This is a genomic window from Paenibacillus sp. FSL P2-0121 (genome assembly GCF_037975345.1).
Classification (GTDB): Bacteria; Bacillota; Bacilli; order Paenibacillales; family Paenibacillaceae; genus Paenibacillus_AQ; species Paenibacillus_AQ odorifer.
The window spans coordinates 914,501-939,984 of sequence record NZ_CP150245.1 but is presented as its reverse complement, the minus strand read 5'-3'; the positions used below and the strand labels follow the sequence as shown (position 1 = coordinate 939,984).

General features: G+C 42.7%; 18 protein-coding genes and 1 riboswitch. Of the genes, 4 read left to right on the top strand and 14 right to left on the bottom strand.

Features of this window, described 5'->3' with window-relative positions; genetic code table 11:
• Window positions 1–56 precede the first annotated feature (56 nt).
• Entirely contained in the window at window positions 57–611 is a 555-nt protein-coding gene (locus MKY54_RS04005) for a hypothetical protein (RefSeq protein WP_076130093.1), read from the bottom strand.
• Between the two features lie 173 nt (window positions 612–784).
• On the opposite strand from MKY54_RS04005, the gene MKY54_RS04000 reads away from it, so the two are divergent.
• Window positions 785–1,003: a hypothetical protein gene (locus MKY54_RS04000; protein ID WP_076185085.1), complete on the top strand. Its 219-nt coding sequence runs from the start codon at window positions 785–787 to the stop codon at window positions 1,001–1,003.
• A 79-nt stretch (window positions 1,004–1,082) separates the two neighbouring features.
• Here MKY54_RS04000 and gshAB read toward each other — a convergent pair whose 3' ends face one another.
• Both gshAB and MKY54_RS03990 read right to left on the bottom strand, forming a co-directional pair.
• Window positions 1,083–3,413 (bottom strand): bifunctional glutamate--cysteine ligase GshA/glutathione synthetase GshB, encoded by a 2,331-nt coding sequence (gene gshAB, locus MKY54_RS03995; RefSeq protein ID WP_339189615.1) that lies wholly within the window; start codon window positions 3,411–3,413, stop codon window positions 1,083–1,085.
• Window positions 3,414–3,432: 19 nt separating this feature from the next.
• Window positions 3,433–4,785, bottom strand: coding sequence for an MATE family efflux transporter (locus tag MKY54_RS03990; protein WP_339189613.1), 1,353 nt, complete (start codon window positions 4,783–4,785; stop codon window positions 3,433–3,435).
• 318 nt (window positions 4,786–5,103) lie between these two features.
• Here MKY54_RS03990 and MKY54_RS03985 point away from each other — a divergent pair, with 318 nt between their 5' ends.
• Both MKY54_RS03985 and MKY54_RS03980 read left to right on the top strand, forming a co-directional pair.
• Entirely contained in the window at window positions 5,104–6,015 is a 912-nt protein-coding gene (locus tag MKY54_RS03985; RefSeq protein ID WP_076306717.1) for a winged helix-turn-helix domain-containing protein, read from the top strand.
• A 69-nt stretch (window positions 6,016–6,084) separates the two neighbouring features.
• A complete protein-coding gene (locus MKY54_RS03980; protein ID WP_339189611.1) occupies window positions 6,085–7,359 on the top strand; it encodes an MFS transporter in 1,275 nt (424 codons plus the stop codon).
• Window positions 7,360–7,543: 184 nt separating this feature from the next.
• Here the strand turns inward: MKY54_RS03980 and MKY54_RS03975 are convergent, their stop codons facing one another.
• The 6 genes from MKY54_RS03975 to MKY54_RS03950 all read right to left on the bottom strand — a co-directional run bounded on the left by MKY54_RS03975 (window position 7,544) and on the right by MKY54_RS03950 (window position 18,042).
• Window positions 7,544–8,548 (bottom strand): Abi family protein, encoded by a 1,005-nt coding sequence (locus MKY54_RS03975; RefSeq protein WP_339189609.1) that lies wholly within the window; start codon window positions 8,546–8,548, stop codon window positions 7,544–7,546.
• A 510-nt stretch (window positions 8,549–9,058) separates the two neighbouring features.
• Entirely contained in the window at window positions 9,059–9,787 is a 729-nt protein-coding gene (locus MKY54_RS03970; RefSeq protein ID WP_339189607.1) for an ECF transporter S component, read from the bottom strand.
• The gene (locus MKY54_RS03965) at window positions 9,769–11,439 is read right to left on the bottom strand and encodes an ATP-binding cassette domain-containing protein (protein ID WP_076130088.1); all 1,671 of its coding nucleotides are present in this window, start codon (window positions 11,437–11,439) and stop codon (window positions 9,769–9,771) included. Before MKY54_RS03965 ends, MKY54_RS03970 begins: the two co-directional genes overlap by 19 nt.
• On the bottom strand, window positions 11,412–12,302 hold the full coding sequence (locus MKY54_RS03960) for an energy-coupling factor transporter transmembrane component T (protein WP_076130087.1): 891 nt from the start codon (window positions 12,300–12,302) through the stop codon (window positions 11,412–11,414). The genes MKY54_RS03965 and MKY54_RS03960 overlap by 28 nt, the downstream gene beginning before the upstream one ends.
• Window positions 12,302–13,291: a DUF4430 domain-containing protein gene (locus tag MKY54_RS03955; RefSeq protein WP_076190128.1), complete on the bottom strand. Its 990-nt coding sequence runs from the start codon at window positions 13,289–13,291 to the stop codon at window positions 12,302–12,304. The genes MKY54_RS03960 and MKY54_RS03955 overlap by 1 nt, the downstream gene beginning before the upstream one ends.
• A 71-nt stretch (window positions 13,292–13,362) precedes the next feature.
• Window positions 13,363–18,042 carry an S-layer homology domain-containing protein gene (locus MKY54_RS03950; protein ID WP_339189603.1) on the bottom strand — a complete coding sequence of 1,560 codons (4,680 nt, stop codon included), beginning with the start codon at window positions 18,040–18,042 and terminating at the stop codon, window positions 13,363–13,365.
• Between the two features lie 162 nt (window positions 18,043–18,204).
• Window positions 18,205–18,406, bottom strand: a riboswitch (cobalamin riboswitch).
• A 343-nt stretch (window positions 18,407–18,749) separates the two neighbouring features.
• Between MKY54_RS03950 and MKY54_RS03945 the strand changes: the two genes are divergently transcribed.
• Window positions 18,750–20,471 carry a cellulase family glycosylhydrolase gene (locus MKY54_RS03945; protein WP_339189601.1) on the top strand — a complete coding sequence of 574 codons (1,722 nt, stop codon included), beginning with the start codon at window positions 18,750–18,752 and terminating at the stop codon, window positions 20,469–20,471.
• A gap of 69 nt (window positions 20,472–20,540) precedes the next feature.
• Here the strand turns inward: MKY54_RS03945 and MKY54_RS03940 are convergent, their stop codons facing one another.
• The 5 genes from MKY54_RS03940 to MKY54_RS03920 all read right to left on the bottom strand — a co-directional run bounded on the left by MKY54_RS03940 (window position 20,541) and on the right by MKY54_RS03920 (window position 25,458).
• On the bottom strand, window positions 20,541–20,834 hold the full coding sequence (locus tag MKY54_RS03940; RefSeq protein ID WP_076136793.1) for a transposase: 294 nt from the start codon (window positions 20,832–20,834) through the stop codon (window positions 20,541–20,543).
• Window positions 20,835–20,855: 21 nt separating this feature from the next.
• On the bottom strand, window positions 20,856–21,437 hold the full coding sequence (locus MKY54_RS03935) for a hypothetical protein (RefSeq protein WP_076302919.1): 582 nt from the start codon (window positions 21,435–21,437) through the stop codon (window positions 20,856–20,858).
• 192 nt (window positions 21,438–21,629) lie between these two features.
• The gene (arcC, locus tag MKY54_RS03930; RefSeq protein ID WP_076128616.1) at window positions 21,630–22,580 is read right to left on the bottom strand and encodes a carbamate kinase; all 951 of its coding nucleotides are present in this window, start codon (window positions 22,578–22,580) and stop codon (window positions 21,630–21,632) included.
• 36 nt (window positions 22,581–22,616) lie between these two features.
• Window positions 22,617–23,882, bottom strand: a complete 1,266-nt coding sequence (locus MKY54_RS03925) for a tetratricopeptide repeat protein (protein WP_339189598.1) — start codon at window positions 23,880–23,882, stop codon at window positions 22,617–22,619.
• A 34-nt stretch (window positions 23,883–23,916) separates the two neighbouring features.
• Complete coding sequence (locus MKY54_RS03920) at window positions 23,917–25,458, bottom strand: hypothetical protein (RefSeq protein ID WP_036684876.1); 1,542 nt, start codon at window positions 25,456–25,458, stop codon at window positions 23,917–23,919.
• Window positions 25,459–25,484 lie beyond the last annotated feature (26 nt).

Below are 25,484 nucleotides of genomic sequence, written 5' to 3'. Positions count from 1 at the left end.
AAAGAGATATTCCAAAACCGGACCGGCTTTAGAACATCTCTTATCTTCGACTAACCTCACAAATCATATTCATAGTTATCAAACTTGCCATCTGATGCGAAGACATATTCGCAGCTGTTCTCACCCCATCTAGCTATAACACTAAAGACGCGACCCGAAGTGGGAATATCACTGGTGGATGCTGGAGGGTTCACAAATTCATATTTCCCTTCGACGAGTGTTACAGGAACTTCTACAATTGGAAGCTGCGATTCATCAAAGCTCTCAGTTAGATAGGCCATCTTTACTGTGACTTCACTCGGTGCGTAATCTCCAAAGTCGACCTGCAGTTTCTCCCCTGGTTTCAAACGATGCAGCCCCGTTAGAAGCGTAGGTTCACTATGCCAAGCCGTATAGTAAAAGGAAGCCCGATCATAGTCCGCTCCATTCCAGCTCGTCTTTAGAATGACATAATTCTCTATAGCATCTGTACTATTCTCATGTGTAATGATAAGGGGCGATGGCTCAGCAGGGCTTTTGAAAGAGCTCTCGGATTTACTCATTATTCCTCCGCGTTCCCCAAGCACCACCGCACCAATGATAACTACTGCCAACAGCATCAATGAAATCAATAATATCCTTTTAGACTTATTCCTATATTTGATAATAGCTCCCGCCTTTCCTTAAACTTCTAACCCTTCTTTCATTTAACACTTGATCATCAAGCCATGCAAGTAGGTAGCTGATGAATTATATAGCAAATCCAAGAGTTAACTCTCCTTCTATCATATTCTATTTCTAGGAGGTGAATATAATCATTTTCACCACGACATTTGGGGTTGCGATCAGCAGAGAAAATGAAGCTTTCGGTTTTACAGCAGTAGATATTCCACCACCAGCGGCTGTCGCAACAGGTCAAATTCAGTACACAGCAGAGATCTTCACAAATACAGCTGCAACAGATCCCTTTAATAATGTCCAAGCCAGAAACTTTAGTGGCGTTGCAGCTGTGGGTAACTCCTAACATGAACATGTAGTGGGTGGGAAGCGAATTACCCCTTTAAAAACAGAAGCTCAACCAAAGGTACTGGTTGAGCTTCTGTTTATTCCCCAAATAATAGATCTAGAATCCGTTCATCCGCCTTTCGGTTCTTCCCTTTATAAGGATAACAATGAATATGAATCGCTGGATTAAAGTTAATCTCAATAACGCTATAGTTGGTATCATTGGCTTCTTCCTTGATGTCATCAATCATCATATCCACTCCACAAAAAGTGGCGCCCGCAGCTTTAGCCGCTTGAATCGCCAGAGCCTTATAACTTTCTGGGATCTCATCCGTAAAATCCAGGCTGTCACCACCCGTGCTAATATTAGAGTTCTCCCGAAGATAGATGACTTCGTTTAATGGAGGAATATCACTCCAAGCCTGAGCGTGGTTGTTCAAGAACATCGCTTCTGCTTCACCGATCTGAATTTTCTCAAGTGGAGTCTTGTACCCACGACCTCTTAACGGATCCTTATTCTTCTCGTGCACCAGTTGTTCAATCGTATGTACACCATCTCCAATCACATTTGCAGGAACCCGGTGCAATACTCCGACTACTTCATCACCCATGACAAGAAAACGATATTCTTTACCCGTCATGAATTCCTCTAGTAGCACTGTTCGATCAAACTCGAAGGCGATTTCGAAGGCTTTTTGATAATCTTCTTTAGAGAAGTCGTCTGTAAAAATAGTAATGCCGAGTCCAAAATTGGTTGATTTGGGCTTAATCACAATAGCCTTGTTACGGTAAGTGCCATGCGCATTCATTGCCTCTTCCAGATTTCGAAAAGCTTCTCCTGCGGGAACACGAATACCTTGCTGTTTAAGAACTTCTTTCGTAACGATCTTATTCTCCATGATTAATACCGTACTATAAGAATCAAGGGAGGTCTTCGTAGCTTGCTTAATATATTCTTTATGATCACCTTGCGTAAGAACTACAAAGTTCTCTTCCCGATCGATCAATTGAGACTTAATGCCACGTTTAACCGCTGCCTTCAAAAGAAGCTGTGTAGATAGCTCCAGATCCTCATATCCCACAAAACGGTATCCATTCGCAAGACTTTCCTTAGCATATTGTTTAGCTTTATTCAGATGGTATTGTACAAAAGAGGATTGTTGAACTTCCGACTTCACAATAGCTGCAAAACTCCGGTCTGGCTCTACAATTTTATTCTTAGCTCCATGCAATACGTTCAAAAACACTTCATTCTCCGGGTTCAACAGTTGGATCATATTCTGCATCTCATGAATACAAGTTAATGCCTGCTGCTCCATCGTTGTACATGAATCCCCGTAATCATGCAAACATCCCTTTATTCCTTCCATGATTAGTTGATCATGATTAAGATTCGCCATCTTCTGATCCTCTACTCCGAACGGTTCGTCCTCCTTCAGCAGCATATACAGGATAAAAAGATGAATGAAAATCATCGTTTCTTTGCCGATTCCTATTTTGTAGAGTGGATTCAGATCAATAAACCGAAGCTCCAAATAAGCTATCCCATCTTGCATCAGTTCCTCTAAAGGGTGTTTGCCTCTTGCTGTCTTCACTCTAACCGGACTATAAAACTCTTTTACACTTAATAATTCTTCCGATTCGATCAAAGCTTGTAAATCATGAACATAATCCTTTAACGAAGCAAAAGATACATAAAGAGGTTTTTCATTTCGATACCCACATTCGCTATTCCGCAGTGAATTCATATTCTGATAATAAAAGCTTTTGTCGTCATCTGTTTCCCCGCGAGCTACACATTGTTCCATATAAGTCTTATCAAAAACAGGGCTGGCGCCTGTTAAATAGATAAGAAGCCAACGGTACCTCAATAGGTTACGGGCTATTTTTAAGTAGGTAGCGTCTTTGAATTCTTTAAAGCTCACCTGTGGATCTGTTATGTCATGAAGCTGTCTCAGAAATTGTTCATCAAAAGAGAAATTGTAATGGATTCCGCTCAGCAATTGTCTTTTGCGACCGTATTTGTCTGCTAGCTGATGTCTGTATTCATCCTCAATCGGATTACCCATCTTGGCAATGGGGATGTCCTGATCATTCGGTAGCCTTGGAGGATTACTACTCGGCCACAGATATTCTTCCTTGAGCTCAAGCGACACAATATCCTGCAGCGCCTCCAGAAAGTTATAAGTCTCATCAATAGAATCAAAAGAAGGGGTGACCATTTCAATTTGACTCTCTGAGAAATCGGTTTGAATATACGGGTTCTCCATTTTGTTGCCAAAAGCTTTAGGATGTGGTGTCAGCGCAAGCCTTCCCTCTGGATCCACTCTGACATTTTCTTTTTCCAGTCCAAATTCGCCGTGAAAAAGCTCCTTATTCAAATGGTTATCCCTTAGAAGCTCTATGAGTTTACGATTTAATAAAGCCATTTCAACGATCATCCTTTGCTTAGTAGTTTATCTGCTGTTTGTTCATTTTGAATAAAGATCTATTAAACCAGAATACAAGAATAACCCCTTTAAACACACTGCTTAGAGCAATCGACATCCACACCCCATTCAAGCCAAAAGGTTCGGATAAAATCAAGGCTAGTGGAATTCGCAGTGCAGTAAATATAATACTGAAGATTGGCGGGATATGAGTTTGGCCAATGCCGTTAAAAGCACCTACTGTCATCAATTCCATACACATAAATAATTGTGAGTAGCCAATGATGCGCATATAATCAGTGCCTAATTCCAGGCTTGTCTGATCTGATAAAAACAAGGAAAATAGCTGCTGCGGGAACGCAATAAATATAAGCGATATGATCACGCCAAAGATGGAGGTTAAGATCAAAGCCTTACGATATCCCTGCCCTATACGGTCCAATCGGCGTGCTCCATAATTTTGACCAAAAAAGGCAGCAATAGCTCCCTGTAGTCCTCCAATAGTCATATAAGAAATAGATTCAATTTGAATCCCTACTTTTTGCACCGCAATCGCATCCGCCCCAAAACGTACAATGATCTTAGCAATGACGATCGATATGAGCGTAAAGGTGACCCGTTGGATTGTGATCGGAAGTCCCATACGAATTACTTCTTTCATTTGACGACTGTCCCATGCTGATGTGTTCGAAATGATTTCTGACTTTCTTGTCTTTATGATAAAAAGAGCCGTAACTAAGATGTTCGCTGTCAATGTTGCCGTGGCTGCCCCCGCTACTCCCCAACCTTCAAAACTGCCCCAGCCAAAAATTAAAAATGGATCAAGGACGATATTAACCATAAGACCAACAGAGAAGATCTGAAACGGTTGTTTACTATTTCCCATCGAGTTTAAGAGTGTGGCAAACAAAGTATTTACGATGGAAAATACCGTCCCGAAGATCGAAATCATTAAAAATTGTCGTGCCATCCGTTCAACTTCATCACTTCCAAGATCAAAAAAACCAATCAACTGATTGTTGGTCAACAGAACTAAACTCATATAGAGAAGTCCTAATAAAATAGACATCGTAAACCCGTTTTTCATATAAGATTTAGCCTTCTCTATCTGGCCAGATCCCATACAAAACGCAACCTTAATCCCTGTACCGATCGTAATCATAGTCGACAATGCAATCGCTAGATTAATGAAAAAACTCGCCGTGCCAATCGCGGCAACAGGACCACTTCCCAATCTTCCAACCCAAATCATATCGACGAGGCCATAGGTTGTGGAGATGAAATTCGTCGCAATAATGGGAAGCGTTAATTTCATTAAGGTAGGCATAATAGGACCCTGAGTCAAATCATTCATGCCCTGAAATTCCTTCAAATCTAAAAACACCTTCTTCATCTGAGTTTCAGATTTATTATATAACTAAACACTTATATAATCAATTGATTATATTTGAGCAATCTACTCAGAACTCCTAAAAAGTATATAAATTGTGTAGACGTCAAAAGACAGTTCCTAATGCACAAAATGTGCCTACCGGAACTGTCTTTTTTTCGTAATTAAAATTTCTTTTGTTTTCAGTCGAAAAGCTATTGAAAATGGAATATAGTTCGTTTACAATAAAACCAATAAAAAGTTCTATAATTATAGAACTAATAAATGTTTCAGTAACTTACTCAAAGGATGGAGAAGCTCATGGAATATAAAGTAGAAGTCGATTTTGCCCCCATGTATGAATGTGTGAACAGTATGACTGCTTTTCTAAGCAAGCAGAACCATACTGCTATGGATTCCGGTAAGCTCTGGGTACGTGAAGTCCAAGCAAGATTTGCCCCGATGTTGCTTCGTAAAATGCAAGAGGTCGTTAAGAAACTTGATGATTTCAGTTTGGCTCCCTACATTTGGTGCTGTCCAGTAGAACGTTCGGTTAGCAGCTTTCTGGATTGGTTTGATGGGTTAACTTCGGGTGAACTGTATGAAATATCTGGACGTTTCGGCCAATCGGTCCCCTCTAATCTTTCCGAGCTAAGGGACACTGCCTCTGACATCCTGCGCGAATGGAACGCGGGTTACTTCAATGGAATCGACCCTAATATCCTCAAAGGGCTTGAACAGGAAGCCGAGTCAAGACGAACGATACTGAATGGGAACAATGATATGGAAGTCTTTGAAGCAGCAACCGACGGAATGCGTCTCTATCCAACCGAACGTCTGAAGCAGGTCATTATCATTCCGCAATATCATGCCCGCCCACTGGTCACCACCTCTATGTTTGATGAATTCGTGTTCACTAGCTACTCTTGTGATGTTCTCCCTCCGGAAGCTGGCCGGCCTGCTCCAGCACTACTTCGCCTTACCCGGGCACTCTCGGATGAGACGCGGCTGTATATCCTTCGTTTGCTTACAGGCAAGCAGTTGAATTTCACGGAAATCGTGCGGGAAGTCGGACTTTCTAAAAGTACAATCCACTACCATCTGATCGCGCTGCGCGCAGCAGGACTGGTCATTGTCCATACCAACGTTAAAAGCACATCGTACAGCCTGCGATTGGAAGCCTTAAATGGGCTACCGCAGCAGATTGGGTCATATCTAGAGAGTCAAGCATAAACGCCTTAAGCGTCCTTATAAGGACGGTAAGTGTATATGCGAGAAATATAAGAAAGGAGCAAACAGGCTATGATAAAACGCAGCTATTATGGTTTACTCTCAACCATAACTTTAAGTGCTTTTGGGGATGCTTTTGGCTTGTTGGCTATGGAATGGCTCGTCTATGAGCTGACGGGTTCCAAACTAGCGATGGGAGCACTCGCGCTCAGCTCCGGCATACCTGAGCTGCTGCTGCGCTTGCTGGGCTCGCCGCTGTCCGACCGACTCCACCGGGTACGCTTTATGGCCTGCTTGGCAGCCATTCGCCTGCTGGCTATAGCATTGCCACTTGGCATGGGTCTGGCTGGCCAACTGCAGCTGTGGCATCTGTTTGTCGCCGCTGGTCTCAGCGGGGCCTGCGCCGCCCTGTTCATGCCAACAGCCATGGCTGTTATCCCCGGCGTTGCCGATAGCCGGAAGTTGGTGCGGGCTTTTGCTATCATCGATGGCAGCAAAAGTGCAGCAGTCTTGCTGGGCCCCGCCCTGGCTGGGGCGTTGACCGCTGCCAGTGGAGCGCTGCCAGCCCTTAGCATCAACATGTTATGTTACGTTGCGGCCATCACTACCTTGCTGTGCCTGCAGAAGCTACCCAAGCCCTCTCCAGCTCCAGGCCGTTTCTCCATTGCCATCTACGTTCGCGAAATAGCTGAGGGCTTTACCTTCTATAAACAATTCCCCGCCATGCTTACGATAATGATGATGGCCTCTATTAGTAATCTAAGCTCCATTGCCGTCTGGACCATGATGGTTCCTTTTGTACGCGAAGTACTCCACCGTGATGCGGCGACGATGGGCACACTTAGTACAGTTTTCGCACTTGGAACCTTAGTCGGGCTAAGCGTCATTTCCATGATAGGGGAAATTAAAAAGAGGCGGTTTGTCATGCTCGGCAGTCTGGGGACCATCGGTTTAGTTACAACATTATGGGGGTTATTTCCTAGTTTTTCTTTTGCTCTCGCCGCCGTATTCGCCACCGGAACGATAGGCCCCTTCTTCGGCTCCTTAAGCTCTTCACTCCATGGACGTCTGGTTCCGGGCAATCTGCAAGGAAGAGTCAACTCCATCCGTTTTTTAATCGGTGGCGGTTTACAGCCTTTTGGTGCTTTTGCCGGCGCCGCGATTGCTGAACTCTATGGTGTGCCTGCGCTTTTTGTCATCGCCGGCTTGCTTCCAATGCTCTGCGCCAGCGCAGCCTTGCTGCTCCCCGGACTCAAAACACTGGACGGTGACCTCTCCACACTTGAAGCCACTCATCGGCGCCCCGTGGTGCAAAGTTCATCGCAAAGTGTTGTAACTGAGCGATAGATGGTAATAGGTATAAAAAATTCATTTTAATTATTTATGATGAAATGAATAAAAAAAAAGAGATGCTTATAAGCATCTCTTTTTTTGACTATACAGTTAACCTTTGTCTCGGATAACTCGCCGTCACGCACGATTATTTTATGTATAAATAATAACATATATTCTAAAATTAATAAAGAAAAAATCATTTAATACCTAGTTTAAACCAATCTGAATGCTTTCCCCGCCCCATTCTTTCGAACATCTTTACCATTAAGCTTTTTTCACGTTTTGAATTACAACGTCTAAAATAAAAATCTTTAAATAGCTTTTCTATATCTTTTAGACTTTCAAACTGGGAAAATACTAATAAAGTGTCATATAGTCTTATTTCATAATAAGTTGAAATTCCTGCAGTATTAATTTTGGTTCTTAAACCTAAATCATTTATCAAACCCGAATCAATCCTTAAACGATTCGATGTCCGAAATCTATTAACTAATTGAAAATGTGCACAAGTATTTCTTAATTCAATAAAAATTCGTACTGAGTTGATAAACTTTTGTTTATCAATGTACTTCATCCCCATATCTTCAATGACCTTTTCAAAAACATCTCTTTCAAATCCTAATAATAAACTAAAGAGAGAACCAAACTCAAGGACTTTAATAGTCACCCAGAACGGCGGGTGATCATAAGTAGATATATAAGGATATTTAGCTCTGCAATGCTCAATGAAATTACTATACGTAGCCCCATTGAAATAAATATTTGCCTGAAATATTTTATGTCCTGAAATATTCTTAGCTAAATCTTTAGGTAAACTCAAATGATTTGAACGTGGATTCGTATACTTATTAATATCAATGTAACATGCAGAATCAGAAGCATTTAAATAAAACCGATATGCCATAGAAGATTTCAAACGGATTTCAAATTTATCTAAAATTTTCAAAATCTCTAAATTCAATTTTTTATCAAAATCATACAACAATAAAAAGTCTTCAAAAAAAAGACCATTGTATTCTTTATTAGTAGCTTTTGAATCAGTTAATAACAATGTTTCAAATCCATTTATCAAGTCAAAATAATTCTTTTCTAATAAATGTCGTTTAGCTTTTTCTTCATCTCTAATAATTAGTTTTCTTTCTTTTAATAAATCAATTTGTTGGTGTAAAGACTTGAATGTTTTGGTAACATGTGTGCTCAAATAAATCTCCCCATTATTTTTAATCTATTTATTTAAAGGTTCTATAATTTTCTAAATGAGCGAGCTACCTAGTTTACTTCCATTTTTCATAAGAAAATGTTAAAAACCACTCTGAATTATACATTAAATAAAAAAATAGGGATATGAACTTCTAGGACGTTTGGCATAATGAATGAGATACTCCACAGAATCGACAAAAACAGGCGATACCGGATACCGGAACATCGCCTGTTTTTATAAGTCTTCACCTAAGAGCATCGCTACTAGGTATATTCTCTTTTCAGTGGTTTGTCACAGTGGCTTGATTCGTAGCCACTAGTTCCCCTCCCCCTTCCGGTAAAAACCGAAGCGGGAGGCGTTGAGCCTTTAGTTTGTATTTGTGTTTGTGTGTTGGTGTTTTGGAATTCGCGCTGATAGCAGCGGAGAGAACGGACTGATTGTGGAAAAGCGGAGCGTCCGCCAGCGTAAAAAGCCCACAGCGCACAACGTCCAAAAGCTAATACCAAGAACCTAAGGCTCAATCAACCCATATTTCGTTTTTATCCGATCCAACTTCTCAATCATAGGATTAGCAATAAAAAACAAAAACACCACCGTCGAGATCGCATGCACCATATCAAACCAAAAACCTGAAATATAAGTGGTCATTAAAGCCGGCCATGAGAACTCTGAAGTGAACATCATCAGCGAGCCTATATTGATAATGCCTCCGTATACGAAAAACGTCGCTAAGCCTCCGAATATACACAGCGACAGCTTATTCTTTTTAAGCAGACCCTTCTTGAAGAAAATGCCCGCCAGGAAGCCAATGATGCCAAAACAAAACATTTGCCAAGGCGTCCAAGGCCCCTGCCCAAAGAAGAAATTCGAGACAAAGCCTGCAACAGCGCCAACCAGAAACCCTGCCTCCGCACCCAAGCTTACCCCTGCGATGATGACAATAGCAACCACTGGCTTAAACTGCGGCAACATAAAAAAGGCTGCGCGTCCCGCCACGGCAATGGCTGCTAACACCGCTATAACGATCAGCTCCCTCGCCTGCGGCTTCCGGTTCTCGAATACCATCGCAAAAGGAATCATCGTATAGATAACAATTAATAGACTGATAAAATAATACTTCCGATCATTTAGCACAAAGATGCCTAATAAAATCGTAGCTGGAATGACTATGAGGATTAGTAGTGCCGCTAATAAAGTTCGATGACTCAAACGACGATCCGTTATCTGCTTCTTTGACATAAATCAATCACACCCTCTATCGTTACTCCCTCATTCCATACATGACGCGCCATACGGTTGGCGGCCGTTGTATAGAAGCTGTTTCCCGCAAAAAACTTCTGTGCTTCATTCGTAGTGATGATACTTCCATCAAAAAACATGGCGCAGACCTCAGCGTATTTGGCACAAAATTCAACATCATGCGAGACCATTACAATAGTAACGCCTTCGGCATTGAGCTTTTGCAGGAATACGGCTAGCTTCTCTTTGAAGGGTCCATCCAGTCCTTTGGTCGGTTCATCCAACAGCAGAATCTTTGGTTCTAACAAAAGCACCTTCGCCAACGCTGCACGCTGTTGTTCTCCCCCACTGAGATCATACGGATGCATGGAGAGGAGATGTTCCAGTTCTGCGAACTTTACCACAGCTTCAACTCTGGCGGTTTTTTCTTCCTTCGTCAAAGAGAGCTGGGATAACATTTCATATAAATCTAGCTCGACTGTTTTTTTCACAAATAAGGTTTGCGGATTTTGCGGGAGGATGCCCAGATTGTTAGTAAACAACGCTTTGGCATTCATCTTCGCAGGGTTGTTCCCACCGATTAGAACTTTCCCTCTGTAAGGCTGAAGGATCCCGCTCATCAGCGACAGCGTTGATGTCTTCCCCGTCCCATTCCCGCCAACAATACAATAAAATTGCCCTTGCTTCACTTCAAACGACAAATCTTTAATGATATCCGGGCCATTTTTATCATATTTAAACCATACGTCCTTAAACTTTATGACTACAGGGCCGGCCTCTTTCGTGCTAGGCTGAGTTTCTGCCATCGTTGCAGGAGTCTTACCCTTTAGAAAAGCATCCAACCATTGGCGCCCTTCCTTCACAGTCACAGGCCACGCTAAGTCATGATCTACTCCTGCAACAATCTGCATCGGTGAGGGCATGGACAGAAACATCGGATGGTTCAGCTTACTTAAAGCCTCGCCGACCTTTTGCGGGGTATCATCGGCGATCACAACTCCCTCATTCAGCACAATCAACCGATCTGTAAGCGGAAGAACATCCTCTAGACGATGCTCGGTCATGATCACGGTTGTTCCCAGCTCACGATTTATTTTTTTGACCGTCTCCAGAAAATCGGAAGCCGCAATAGGATCTAGCTGGGAGGTAGGCTCATCGAGGATTAGAACCGAGGGATGCATAGCCATTATGGAGGCTAAGTTAAGCAGCTGCTTCTGGCCGCCTGATAACTCGGTCACACTTTTATGAAACCAGGTCTGGATCCCAAAAAAACTGGCCATTTCCGCCACACGCAGACGAATAGTAGAATGATCATACCCCAAGCTCTCCAGCCCAAAGGCAAGCTCATGCCATACTTTATCTGTCACTATTTGATTGTCCGGACTTTGGAGTACATAACCAATTTCCGCTGCCTGCGTTCTTTGATCAATCTCCTCTACAGGTTGACCCTTATAATAAATTGCCCCTTGGCGACTGCCATGTGGGGTTAGAATTGTTTTCAGTTGTCTAAGCAGAGTGCTTTTGCCACAGCCTGACTTTCCACAAATAGTAATGAAGTCTCCACTTTCAATCGTAAGATTAATATTCGAAAGAGCCGCTTGCTCTTGTTCAGGAAAAGTAAAGCTTAGTTCTTCGATTCGATAGATTTCCATTTCATTGCCTCCACCATATTGATGAGCACTGGGATCATACATAACGCAAAATAAGCGATATATATAAGAATACTAAAAGGCGTAATTGCGCTCGCTTTAATCGACGGATAGAATCTCATGGTGTTCTCACCCATCACTGCCCCTACGGCTACCAGCGCAATTAAACCTGTCATGATCAAGAGGGCTACTTTGTCTCGGGCATCTAACCGAAAGATAGAAAAGCTTGTACGGCCCGGCAATCCATACCCTCTCGATCTCATGGAATCCGCTGTCTCAATCGCATTTTCCAAAGCCCAGGTGGTCATAATGGAGAGGATCGTAATGCCATTCCGCGCACGCGCGAGGAGATTTCCCTGTGAGACATCCCGGCCTATACATTTTTGAGCATTAGAAATCACCTTGATTTGCGCTAAATATCTAGGAACAAAACGAAGCACCATCGAAAAAATCAACGACAGTGCCGGCAGTATTTTTCCGAATATATAAATAAACTTATCCGAGGTCATCACGACGTTATAACAGGAGAACCAAATAATTACCGTCACAAACATACACGCCGCTGCCACGCCATAAAGAATCGATTCTTTCGTAATAGGGTTCCCGTTGTTTAAATAGAACAAGATCGTTACCCCTTGGTGATTAAAAACAGGATTCATCACTGCCATAAACAGCAGAAAAGGAATCATGTAAAGCAGATTAAATCGGATGCCCTTTTTTCCTTTTAACATAATTGAGTAGGCTACAGCACTAATAAGGGCAATCACTTGAAATATAGGATGCATGAACACCATGCTAAACAGTAATACAACAACAAAATATAGAAAATTCACAAACGGATGAAAGGTAGAAAAGCTATCCTTCATTATTTCTGAGCTCCTCCTGTGGCTACATAACCACCCACATCTCGACCTAGATCACAAGTGTATACCCAATCAATGACATCGCCATCTTTGAGAACATAACGGCTACTGCCGTAGTTAGGGAACCAGCCATTTACTTTGTACATCCATCCACTGAGCTCTCCAGCGTCGAATTCATACAGATTATTTATGCCTTCAATATAATTACTGTTATAGATCGGCGTCATGCTAAATTCCATATGGATTTTATTCTTTTTCATTTCTCTTAGTAAAACATCAAACACAGACTCACCTTCATAAAAGGTTACCTTCTGCGCTTTATAAATGATACCATCTGCCGGCAATACTTCAAGCTTATCCTGATTAAAAATATCCATGTTATCTAAAATTGTTGCCGCTGAGACGGACAAGGTAGCCGTTAATTGCTTCTTCTTATCTACCGTTGCATCTTGCCATTCCACTGGTTTAGGTTTCCCGCTTGGCACTGGATCGGTAAGAAATTTATCCTTTTTCGGTTCCTGCTTGGTTTCTGTTGTCGCTACTTTTGAATCAGGTTTTGTTACGGGTTTTGCCGTCGCTTTCGTTTCCGGCACGGACGTTTTAGCCGCTTTCGGCGTTGCGGTCGGTTGCTTCGTTGCAGCAGGTTTTGTTGTTGCGACCGGCGTTACAACTTCTGTTGGTGCTGCAGTTCCTGTTGGTGTTACAGCTTCCGTTGGTGTTGCCGATTCATTTGGTTTTAGGGTTTCAATGGGCTTAGCTGTTTCACTTGGCGTAGCTGACGGTGTTATCTCTGTTGTCTCGGTAGCGATTGCCTCAGTGGGTTCAACATCATCATTTGTTGCGGAAGCAGTGTTCTCTGGCTCTATAACCTGTGTCTCAACGCTACTATTTGCGACCTTGTTTGGGCTCTTCTGGTAATCCCCGCCCCAAAAGAAGGCGATAGCCAATACACCTATGATTAGTATCGCTGTTAACCATTTCTTCTTGTTCATTTCTCTAGTCCCACCTTAAATAATAAGCAAGGGTATACACGCTACCCTTGCTTATCTCTCTAAATAAAATTCTATTTGACGTCTGTCATATCATAAAGACGTGTCTGGCCATTAACGAGTCGATCATAGGAAACCAGTGCATACATCGCCTGATCCGTAGCCATAAGATCTACTTCTCCTGGTTGCGCGCCTCCATTGCCTACTCCACCCTGCTTCACGTGATAAAAGCCACCTTCAGGTGCAGCAAAACTAAGCAATGCGTCTACTGCGGAATGTCCATTTTTGATAAATCTGGAATCCTTATGCGGGTCAATACCAAGGCCAGTTAAAGCTACAATCACCTGAGCGATGCTTTCGGAATTTGTAGATTCCCAGCTTGCAAAACCACCGTCTGCAGTCTGTGTTTTGGATAACCAAGCAATCCCCCGGTCCACAGCAGCTGTTACTTTGGCGTTGGTTTTGTAATAAGGCGTTAAGCCTTGAATGACCATCCCCGTGATATCTGGATCAGCCGCTGTAGCATTACTGCCTAGTGCCCATCCACCGCCGCTGATCTCTCTGCCCAAAATATAATCAATGAGCAGCTCTCTAGTCGTCTGCGTCTTTACACCCTTAACCACTGGAATGTCGTAATGATTACTGTCCAGTGCAATGAGAGCAAACACAGGTCCATTAATACCTTGCTTAATTACAGTATCAAAATCCGCGAGCGGTTCCAGTAGGTTATAACCCGCCACTTTATCAATATTTTTGTTGATTGAAGTTAATGCCAAAATAACTCTATCATATTCCGTATATTTTACGCTATGCAGCTTCCCAGCTTTTTCTTTAAGAGTTGCTTCTACATTCGCGTAGTACTTAGTGTAATAACTATCTGGAACCTTCACGCCTGAACGTGCCAGCCCGAACACTGTCCAGTCCCCGCCAACCGAGGAGATAACCGGGTTTGTTACTGTTTTTTGCAAAAAGGCAGCTGTGTTCTGAATATAAGAACTAACTGCTTTATTCTGAATAGTCGGACTAACCACTTTGTTCCCACTCTTATAATCATGGGTTCTAGTAGCTACAACAGCCGCCATTTCTCTAGTTACAAGCTCTTTAGGTTTAAATTGATTATCATCACCTAACATCAAACCAGTCGCAACAACGGTCTCTACATCTGCTTTGGCCCATGCCGATACGGTGTTGATATCTTTAATCGCTGTTCCTGGCTTCGTCGCCGGGATGGCCAATGCTCTGACGATAATTGCTGCCATCTGCTCACGAGTAATCTTGTCATTTGGCTTAAATTCATTATTAAAGCCTGTGATTAGACCTGCCTTATGCGCAGCATTCACATATGGATAGAACCAATCACCTAGAGCGACATCCTTATAGGTAATGCCTTTATCACTCTTAATATCAAGTTCTAATGCAGAAACGAGAATCTTAGTGAACTCCGCTCTTGTGATATAAGCTTTCGGATTCACCTGGCCATTATTACCTTGGATATATCCTTTTACTGTAGCTGTTTCAATCGCTGAATAGGCCCAGGAAGAGATCTTATCAGCATCTGTATACAGTTGTTTAATATCATTCGTGTTCTGGGTAGGATCCTTAGGAGTCACTGTTGGAGATGGACTCACATTTGGATCAACGCCGGCTTCCGGATTAGCTCCCCCACCAGGAGCAGGAGTAGCACCAGGCTTAGGCGTTGGGGTTGGAGTAGGGCTTGTAGTTGGTATCGGTGCATTTAGATCCACACCCAAATTCGTAGTATAACGCCACTGAATTCTGTCCCCGGAACTTAGGTCATATGAAGATGCTCCATAATTAGGATATTTCCCATTCACATTATACATCCATCCACTGCCGCTGCCATGGTCAAATTCCCCATCACCAGCTATGGATTCAACATATACACTTCCAAAGTCACTGTTCCAGGAATCTCTATAGTCGATACCGCGGCTATCCAGCACTCTTTTTAGTACAGACCACACTGTGTCACCAGATTGGAGCTCTACCTGTACAGATGGAACAACATATCCCTTATTAATCGTAAGCTTATCCACGGACAGGATTACATATGGTTTCGATGGAGTGGTTCCGCCACCATTGTTGCCACCATTGTTGCCGCCATTTCCTTCACCATTTCCGCTACCATTACCGTTACCACCGTCGCCGCCAGGTGTTTGTACTGCACTGGAAGCATACGCAATGTAGTCAGTGAAGTGATTGGTTTTTACAATTAAGTCATTTCCACTATCATAGGCATACTCAGACTTACCGCTTGCAAAACCTAAGTCATCACTTGCAAATTTTTGAATGGCATGAGGGGTGCCATATTGAATATAAGCAGCTTCTTTTCCTTTAAGGTCCTTAAAGGTTAACGTAATAAATTGACTAAATTCTACTCTTGCACTACCACCCATGGAAAATGCTTGAAGAATGTTATCAAGCTTCTTGTCCCCAGGAATAATCTGATTCACACTATCTTTTAGTGCAGATTCTGCACCGGTTAAAGCTGAAATCAGTTCAATCGCAGAGGCATCCCCACTTGTAACTTTTGCACCCTTAGGAATGACTACAGATACGTTACCTTTTATGGCCTCTATCTGAGGAAGGTCGCTGTTACTTGGTAAATTGACACTAACCTTTGATTGATTTTCTTCCGAAATAGCTACTGTGATTTCTTTGTTGCTATCTCCAGCGCTGATCGGAACGATATAATCATTAGCGTCATTTGGGATTTCAACTTTCGGGTTCTCCCCAGAAGGTAACGGAAGTTCTTTCGGACCCTCTGGTTGCCCAGGCCCCGGTTCTTCTGGTTGTTCCAGTTGCACATCATTCATATCAAAGAGACGGTTGCTATGATTGATCAGACGATCATAGGACACAAGAGCATACGTACCTTGGTCCGTCGCCATATTGTCCACTTTGCCTGTGAGGATATGCTTAAATCCACCCTCAGGTGCAGCAAAGCTAAGTAATGCATCAATAAGCGAATTTCCACTTTTAACAAATCTAGCGTCAGTGTGCGGATCTACGCCTACACCAGTTAAGGCTACAATTACCTGCGAGATACTCTCGCTGCTAGTGCTTCCCCAGCTTGTAAATCCGCCTTGATTGTTTTGGTTATCGGACAGCCATTGGATGGCCCGATCCACGGCAGCTTTTACATCATCACGGGATGCATAATAAGGTGCAAGAGCTTGCATCGCCATCGCAGTCATATCGACATCGGCTTTGGTTACGCCTAATTCCCAGCCACCAGCTTCTGCTGTACCTTTTTTAACCTCTTTATCTAAAATGTACTGAACTAGTTTTTCTCTTGTGGTCTGTTCTGTAACTCCATCAACTACAGGGATCTCATAGTTATGGCTATCTAACGCAATCAGAGCAAAAATCGGACCATTATTGCCTTGCTTTTGGATATATTGATAATCAGCCAGTGCTTTTCTCAGATCATATCCCGCAACATTTGTGATATCTTTTCCGATAGAGGTAAGTCCTAATATTGCTCTGGAATTCTCTGTGCTTTTATTGGCGTCGAGTTTTCCATCCTCTTTAATGATTGATGCTATTTTCGTAGCTACATTGTTGTAATAAAGATCGTAATAACCGTTAGGTACTGTATAGTTCGCCCGAGCCAGAGAAAGGATTGACCATTCTCCGCTACCTGTTCCAAACGTTGGATTCTTTACAGTATTTAAAATATAAGCAAGGTTTTTATCTAACTGTTGTTTGACGGCAACTGAAGTTTCCAGTTTGTAAGTAACCTGATAAGTTACATTTGTTTTGTTTCCAGCTCCGTCAAGAGCCGTTACAGTAATTGCATTACTGCCTGAATTCAGAGTAGCTTTATACTCCCCATTTGCAGGTGATAAAGTAACTCCATTCAGCTTCACTTCTGGAGTAATGTCACTATATACATTGTCTGTGACAGCTACTTTGAAGCTTATTTCTTTATTGGATACTTCCTGTTTATCTTGTATGCCACTTACTGTAATAACAGGGGGTTCTATGTCTAATGCATTATTAAGACCGACAAGCGCATGATCTACACTTATTTGAGAGCTTGCCATGTTTTCGAGCACGGAATAGGCTTCATAAACTGCCGATTGCACTACTGGTCTGTCCAAAATAGTTTCTTTATTAGGGGCACTGTTAATCTCGGCGATTTCCGCAGTTAAAGCATCCTTATTGGCAAGTTGAACTGGGATTTCCCCCCAGCCGCCAAGATCAGAACCATAGCCATAAGTGGTGAACTGAGTTCGAATGATGTCACCGTCTTGAGGCTTATAATCGGTCATCCCAAACGGAGGAAACACATTATTTACTGCATACATCCAACCCGACATGGAGGTGTAGTCAAACTGACTTAACCACTCGGGGTCTGCTTTAGTGCCGACTGTATTCCCATCGGCTGAAATCATATCTAAAATATATTGTGGAATATTGACTTCGCTTCTGCCACTATCTTTAACTTCTGATAAATAAAAACCACTATCTATATTTCCTAAATATCTATAATTCCCATCACCTAGCGCACGTGTTATTAAAGATGCGCCATTATCGCCTTCATAAATCGGAACTTTAATAGGTTCCTTAATATACCCTTGGCCTAAGGTGAATTTCTCTACGGATACAGATACATACCCTTTAAGGGTAGAGCTTGCTCCATCTGCTTGAGCCGGGATTACACTTGTAGAGAATGTCGTAATAAATACAGCTACAATAAGTAACCACGCTAAAAACTTATTTTTCTTCATTTTTCCATAACCCTTCCCTTCATACCTATGATAAAAAACAGAATAAACTTTCTCATAACCACAAAAAAACCACTCAACATAAACGTCAAGAGGTTAAGATAGTGAACCACAGTAATAGCTGGCAAACACTATTCAAGCACCTCTCTATCGATCGTAGAGTTTGATGGTGTAACAGAAAAAGGCAGATATTCTGGCTCAAGTATCATCACCCTTGCTGCCTTCCCAGTTTCCCAGTGGCATTTTGCAAGGACTCCTCTTTCACAGCGGCGGGACCGCGCGGGATTCACACCCGCTTTCCATTTAACCAATCTATGATTGTACTTCCGCAACATTCATAGTTGGCACCTATTTCTAATTTTAAATTTTCATGCTTCATCATATCTAATATATATGCTTTTGTCATGTTATATTTCTTTTTTGTATAACGGGCAGCTAGAGATAATCCTATTGAATAACCAATTTCTACGACTAGGGGTTATTTAAATAATTTCTTTATCCAACTGTGGGGAAAATTAATTTAAATCACTAATTCTTATATGAATTTACCACAAATTAGTAAGGTACTCGCTAAGTGTATTCTATGTTAGGGTATATCAAGAAAGCGTTTACAAAAATAACACTGGAGGTGTTTGCGTTCATTTAACCACCAAGTACAGCGTCAAAGCCAGGTCCAAGCATCCTAAATTTATCTCACAAAGGAGAATTCAATGACTACGCGAATCCAGAAATCCTTCTTATCATTGACACTTGTCACCGCTCTTCTGCTCTCTCTGTTCTCATCCATGGCCGCAGCTGCAACTAAGGACGAGCAACAAGCTAAGGCAGCGCCAAAGAGTAAGATCCAATCCTATGTAGACGAAATGCAGCCCGGATGGAACCTCGGCAATACTTTAGATGCTACAGGTGAGGATGAAACCTCCTGGGGCAATCCACGTGTGACCCAAGAACTTATTAAAAAGATCGCCGCTCAAGGCTATAAAAGCATTCGGATTCCTGTGACCTGGGATACTCACATGGGTGCGGCACCAGACTATACCCTAGAAAAGGCCTACCTCGACCGTGTGGAAGAAGTTGTCGGCTGGGCACTGGACGCCAAGCTTTATGTCATGATTAATGTCCATCATGATTCCTGGCTATGGGTAAGCCATATGGAAGAAAAACACGATGAAACGCTGGCACGTTATAATGCAGCCTGGACTCAAATTGCCGATCGCTTCAAGGACAAATCCGATAAGCTGATGTTCGAGAGCATAAATGAACCTCGGTTCACCGATGGTGGAAGCACAGACGAAGCAAAAATGGAACAAATGCTTACTGAACTTAATAACTCTTTCTATCAAATCGTGCGGAAATCCGGTGGGAAAAACGACCTCCGCCCACTTGTATTACCTTCATTAGAGTCTTCACCTACGCAAACAAGAATGGATCATCTCTATAAGACGATTACGGCTCTGAACGATCCAAATATTATTGCGACCGTTCACTTCTATGGCTTCTGGCCTTTTAGTGTGAACATTGCCGGCTACACCACATTTGAAAAAGATACAAAAAACGATATCACTCAAACTTTTGATAACGTTTACAATACATTTGTAGCTAAAGGCATCCCTGTCATCGTCGGTGAATTTGGTTTACTCGGGTTCGATAAAGACACGGGTGTGATTGAACAGGGCGAGAAGCTTAAATTCTTTGAGTATCTGACTTATTATTTGAAAGAAAAGAAAATGACTTCCATGCTCTGGGATAACGGGCAGCATTTCAACCGTAAAACTTATAAGTGGTCTGATCCTGAACTCCACAATGTATTAATGTCTGGTCTGAAGGAGCGTTCCTCCAGCACCGAAAGCGATTTGGTCTACCTAAAAAAAGGTGCACAAATCAAAGATACCAAGGTTAAGCTAAACCTGAACGGCAATAAGCTAACCACCATTAGTGCCAACGGAAAGTATCTGACCAAAGGTAAAGATTACACCTTAAATGGTGAGGAGCTCACCCTCAAAGCCACCCAACTCAAAAAGCTCACAGCTTCCCAAAAATACGGTGAAAATGCCGTGCTGACTCTGAAATTCAACAAGGGTGTTGCGTGGAGACTTAAGGTCATTGTGTATGACACAGCTAAATTAAGCGATGCAAAAGGCACGACTGAATCCTTTGCCATTCCGACCACCTTTAATGGTAACCAGCTTGCCACAATGGAAGCTGTATATACCGCTGGTGGCAATGCAGGTCCGCAGGACTGGACTCCATTTAAGGAATTCGGCAATACCTTCTCACCTTCTTATAACACTAAAGAAATCAAGCTGCTTCCCGCGTTCTTTAAAGATGTTAAAGACGGCGAGGTTATCCTGAAGTTCCACTTCTGGAATGGGGATATTATCACCTACAAGATCACGAAGAGCGGAACAAACGTTGTAGGAAAGTCCTCTTAAGCATCGGTCCTGTTAACAACACAAATAGGGGTGTCCTTCGCAGGAACATCCCTATTTGTATTGTACCGATCACATATAAACCTCATCATACGAAATTATCATCAACCGATAAATTAAATATACGCCAAGATAGGCTCCGGTAATAAGAAACATTGGATTCAAAAATATCGCATGGATCGAGGTCATAAACACAGCATGATCTCTTAATATCTCGTAAATCGCCAAAGCGGAAATATTTCCAAAGATAATCGCACTTAAGACCGAAACAACATTAAAAACCATACGCCACTTTATCGATTTCCCCTGTAACATCAGCATAACAATGGGAACAAGAATACTACCAAGTACGATTAGAAATTTCATCCAGCTCACCTCGGTAAATTTTTAATCGTCCAATTCCACACTTTCGATTTGTCCATCTGCATTTACCGTCCACTCGATTTCAACGCCATTATTCAATCCGAGCTTGTCTTCATCTTCAATGACTATATGATCAGGAATCGTTAAGGTTTGCTCTTTACCGCCCTCCACTTGAACAGTAACCTGTTTACCCTTAACCGCAGTGATCCTTCCGTCATATTCAATCTGCTGCAAAACAATCTTTTGATTCGAATCTGTAATGGTGACCTGCTTGCCTCCGTCAGTTAGCAGCTCAACCTTTTTATGATAGTTATCTTTTAACGAAACCTCCTTGATAACTCTCTGAACGCTAACCCCCTCTGGAAGTTTCCCAGTATTTGAGCCGGGTGACGCAGATGTTAGGGGTTGTTCTGTTGCGTTATTTGTAGGTACAGGTGTAGTTGCTTCTGCAGAAGGTGCTGCAGTTTCTACTTGAGCTGTTGGAGTAGGCACTTGAGTCTCATCCGCTGCTTTAGTGCAACCACTTAGCAATACCGTACATGCACAAATACAACAAAGAATTGTAGCCCTGGTAAAACGTTGTGTTGTTCCTTTATTCGATATCATCTTTTACCCCCGCATTTTAATGTATTTTTTTCTCTATAGTGGACATAGTTTTACCTCTTATCTTCCTTTTATTCACCAGAATATGGCCATCTGAAAGCAACAGTTAGATAACAATTCATGAATATGTCAAAAAACCGCCCTGATTTAGATCAGTGGCGGTCTCCATGAAATGATGAGATAAATTAGATCTTATTAATTTACAATATGTGTGCCAGCCTGTTGGCTCATCGCAGCTTTCATATTTTCCGGATTGGTAATGATAACTCTGCGTCCCTCTTTTTTCAAAAAGCCAAGACTTGCTTCAATTTTAGGCTGCATACTGCCAGCAGGAAAATGACCCTGCTCCGCATATACCAACATTTCTGCCGCTGTAACTTCTTCAAGAGCCTTCTGCTCAGGCGTACCGAAATTCACACATACCTGAGGAACTCCTGTTGTAATGATAAGAGATTCTGCATCGATCTGTTCGGCCAGCAGACTTGTAGCAAAGTCTTTGTCAATGACTGCATCGATACCTTCGTAGGTATTATTTTCGGTTTTGATCACGGGAATCCCGCCTCCGCCAACAGCGATTACCACATAACCCGTCTCAATGAGTGATTTAATGACGTCTTTTTCAACGATATCAATCGGCTTAGGCGATGGAACAACACGGCGGTAACCTCGTCCTGAATCCTCAATGATGACCCAATCTGGCTTGGCACGCTTCATCTCCTCTGCTTGCTCAAGCGTGAAGAAGGAGCCCACTGGTTTCGAGGGAGACTGAAAATTCGGATCATTTTTGCTAACCTCGACCTGAGTAATGACTGTGGCAACCTTTTTGTCTAATCTGCGATGAATGAATTCATTTGTTAAGGCCTGCTGAATTAAATAGCCTATGCCCCCTTGCGTGCCCGCCACGCAATTGACCAGCGGAGTAACATCCATTCCAGTGACTTCCGAAGCCACCTCGCTTCGTCTCAGCTCGAATCCAACCTGTGGACCGTTGCCGTGAGTAACCACCACATCGTTGCCTGCTTGCACCAGATCAGCGATATTGACAGCAATTTCACGTACTGCCTCAGACTGATCCTCTATAGAATCGCGGCCATTGTCTTTCACCAATGAATTACCGCCAATGGCTACAACTATAAATTTACTCATTCCATTCCTCCTGATGGATCAGTTGATCCTCATTTATTAGCGTTTAAGGGCCAGCTGAAATTGTTCCTTCGCGGAGTGAAAATCCGGATTGGCAGGATTATAGCTGATAGCAATATCTATTTCTTGAATGGCCATTTCATGATCACCAAGTAAACCAAGTGACTGTGCCTTATGATGATGATATAAAGGATTGCTCGGATCGTTAGCAATTGCGTTCTCAATCGCCTCAACTGCCTCTTGATGCCGGCCAAGTGATCTCAAGCTGTTCGCCTTATGAAACGAGAAATCATACCTTTCAGGCTGCTGTTCCAGAAGCTGATCCATAACTTTAACCGCTTCCTCATGCCTGCCCAACTCTCTTAAATAATTGGATTTATGATAGCGGAAGAAGCTTTCGCCAGGATCGCGTTCTATCGCTTTATCATACTCTGCTAACGCTTGCTCGGATCGCTTCATCATTCGGTAGGCATTTGCGGTGTAGAAATAGAAATCAAGGTCATCCGGATCGATAGTAAGTGCCTGTTGATAGGCTGCCAGAGCTTCCTCATATCTCCCGAGTTCCCCTAAGAAGTATCCTTTATAGTAATAGAAGTCTGAATTATTACTGTCCTCTTGCATTGCATGTTCCATAACCAAACTTGCTTTCCGGAAATCCTCTGCCCGAGCTAGCTCTTGAGCGCTTTGAATACTTGGATGAATCGTTAGCTTTTCTTTATTGAGAATACGGATGACCCTCTCCTGTCCCAGCTCTTCTGCATGCTGCAACGATGATTTGCCGTCACGATCCGGCAATTGAACATCCGCTCCAGCATCCACCAACAACTGAATAATATCGGAGTATAAACGGCCACCATTCCCGAGAATTACTGCCTCCAACAAGGCAGACCATCCCAGATTGTTCATATGGTTAACTGCAACGCCTGCTTCCAAGCATTTCTGAACAGTTCTTAGATACCCCTTCTCGCTGGAAGGAAGCAGTGTAGTTCCCCCAAAACGATTTACACTGGTTGTATCCGCACCTGCGGCAAGAGTTAAAGACAGAATCTCATGGAATCCATTGGCACCGGCACACAGGTAGGGTGATAACATAGTGATATCTCTTGCATTCACGTCACTGCCTGCTTCAATCAGCTTTTGAGCGAGAGGAATATGATTTTTTTGCGTTGCCGCCATCAGCGCAGTACGACCACTGGCATCCTTATGATGAACATCGGCACCACGAGCTAAAAGCTGTTCTACGGCAGCTAAATCCCCGCGATCCGCTGCTTGAATTAAATCTTCTGACAGAGTTTGATTAGTCATGGCTTTAGCTCTCCTATTTCTTTTTATCAATTATTTATTCGGATTGCAGCTTGTTCGCTGGGTCACGAAGGTCTGAAAAATGCTTATAAACAAATAATCCTGCAACCATCAAATAGGCGTATACGAACGGCATAAGTGAAGCTTGAGCAAATCCAACAGTCGGCGCGTGAATGATCCCAAATAAAGATAGGCCAGACGCGATTACAGCAAAGACAGCAGCCCGCAGTGGTTTATTCAGGATAGAGAAAATAGTGATGGAGCCCCAAATCAAGCTGCTAAGCGGTGCACCATTTCCTAAATGCATCAGCCCGTTGTAATAAACCCCTTTACTTAATAAGAGATCAATCCCCACCTTAGAAGCCGAAGTTTCAGCCGCATTAAAAATGTTGTTCGCAAGCGTTAAAGCCCAGTTAGCAATCCATGGGAACAAGGTGATAAAGATAACGGGCACTTCATTTTTAGGTGTCTCTCGAACCACCTGATTCGCCGTAACGACCCCGACATAGACCAGAATCGGAACAATCGCCACAACAGGTATGATAGACAACAGCAGTGCCCCTATGCCAAAGAGACAAATAATTAACATGGAGAAACCAGAAGCTATGGTATAACCAAGTCCAGCCCCAATAGATTTCCAGCCTGCATGACCAATATACACAGTTACCGGGAACGGATTACCTGTAAAAGCACCAATACTTGAAGCAACCCCGTTCGTTAGCATAACGTTACGAGTGTTATAAGGATCTCCCGCAGCATGTGCGCTCTCAATATTTTCAAGGTCAAAAATATAATTCGCCAGTCCCAATGGAATTGCAGAAGCCAGGTATGGCAAGGCATGCGGAATCCCTTGAATTAAGCTGGTAATATGCACCTCAGGTGGATTAAACCCCAGTGTTGAAAGAGCCGTTGTGATCGCTTCTGGATTCTGCAAGCCGAATATCCAAGCCAGCGCGGTTCCAGCAATCAGCAGCAGGAATCCTGTAGGAATTTTTTTGAATATCGGCGATTTGCCAAACCAGTTAATAAAGATGATCACAAGTACAACAAAAGCAACAACTGGTGTTTCGAAGGATTGCAGCATCGGGTTCATAGCCAGCAATAACAATCCAAGTCCAGATAAACAAGATAAAAGTACAGTTCTTGGAATAACCTTACGCAGCACATCTCCCAGAAATGAGCCGACAATAAGGATCAAAGCTTCGAACAGGCACCATACGAGACCAATTTGCAGCGCAAATGATGCATCATTGGTTTCTCTAAATACGGGAATTAACACTAGAAAAGTTACCGTAAAAATCGATGGAGCACTAGGTCCTGAAGGTAATGCGGTTATATCCGTTCGGCCTGTTTTTTTGGCTAGCTGATATCCAAACCAGCCATAAGCAATACTTGCGATAAAAATCGCGAGTCCAAACGCAGGAACGACTCTGCCGTAAACCATACCTTCCGGAAACCCTACTACAAAAATTAACAATGAAATCATCGTAAGCAGATTGGTTAAATTGTTAGCAAGCAGCCCGAAAAACGCGGCCCAATCTCCCTTTTTCCAGAACATCTTCATAAATACTTGATCCATAATAAATCTCCCCCTAGATCGTTAGC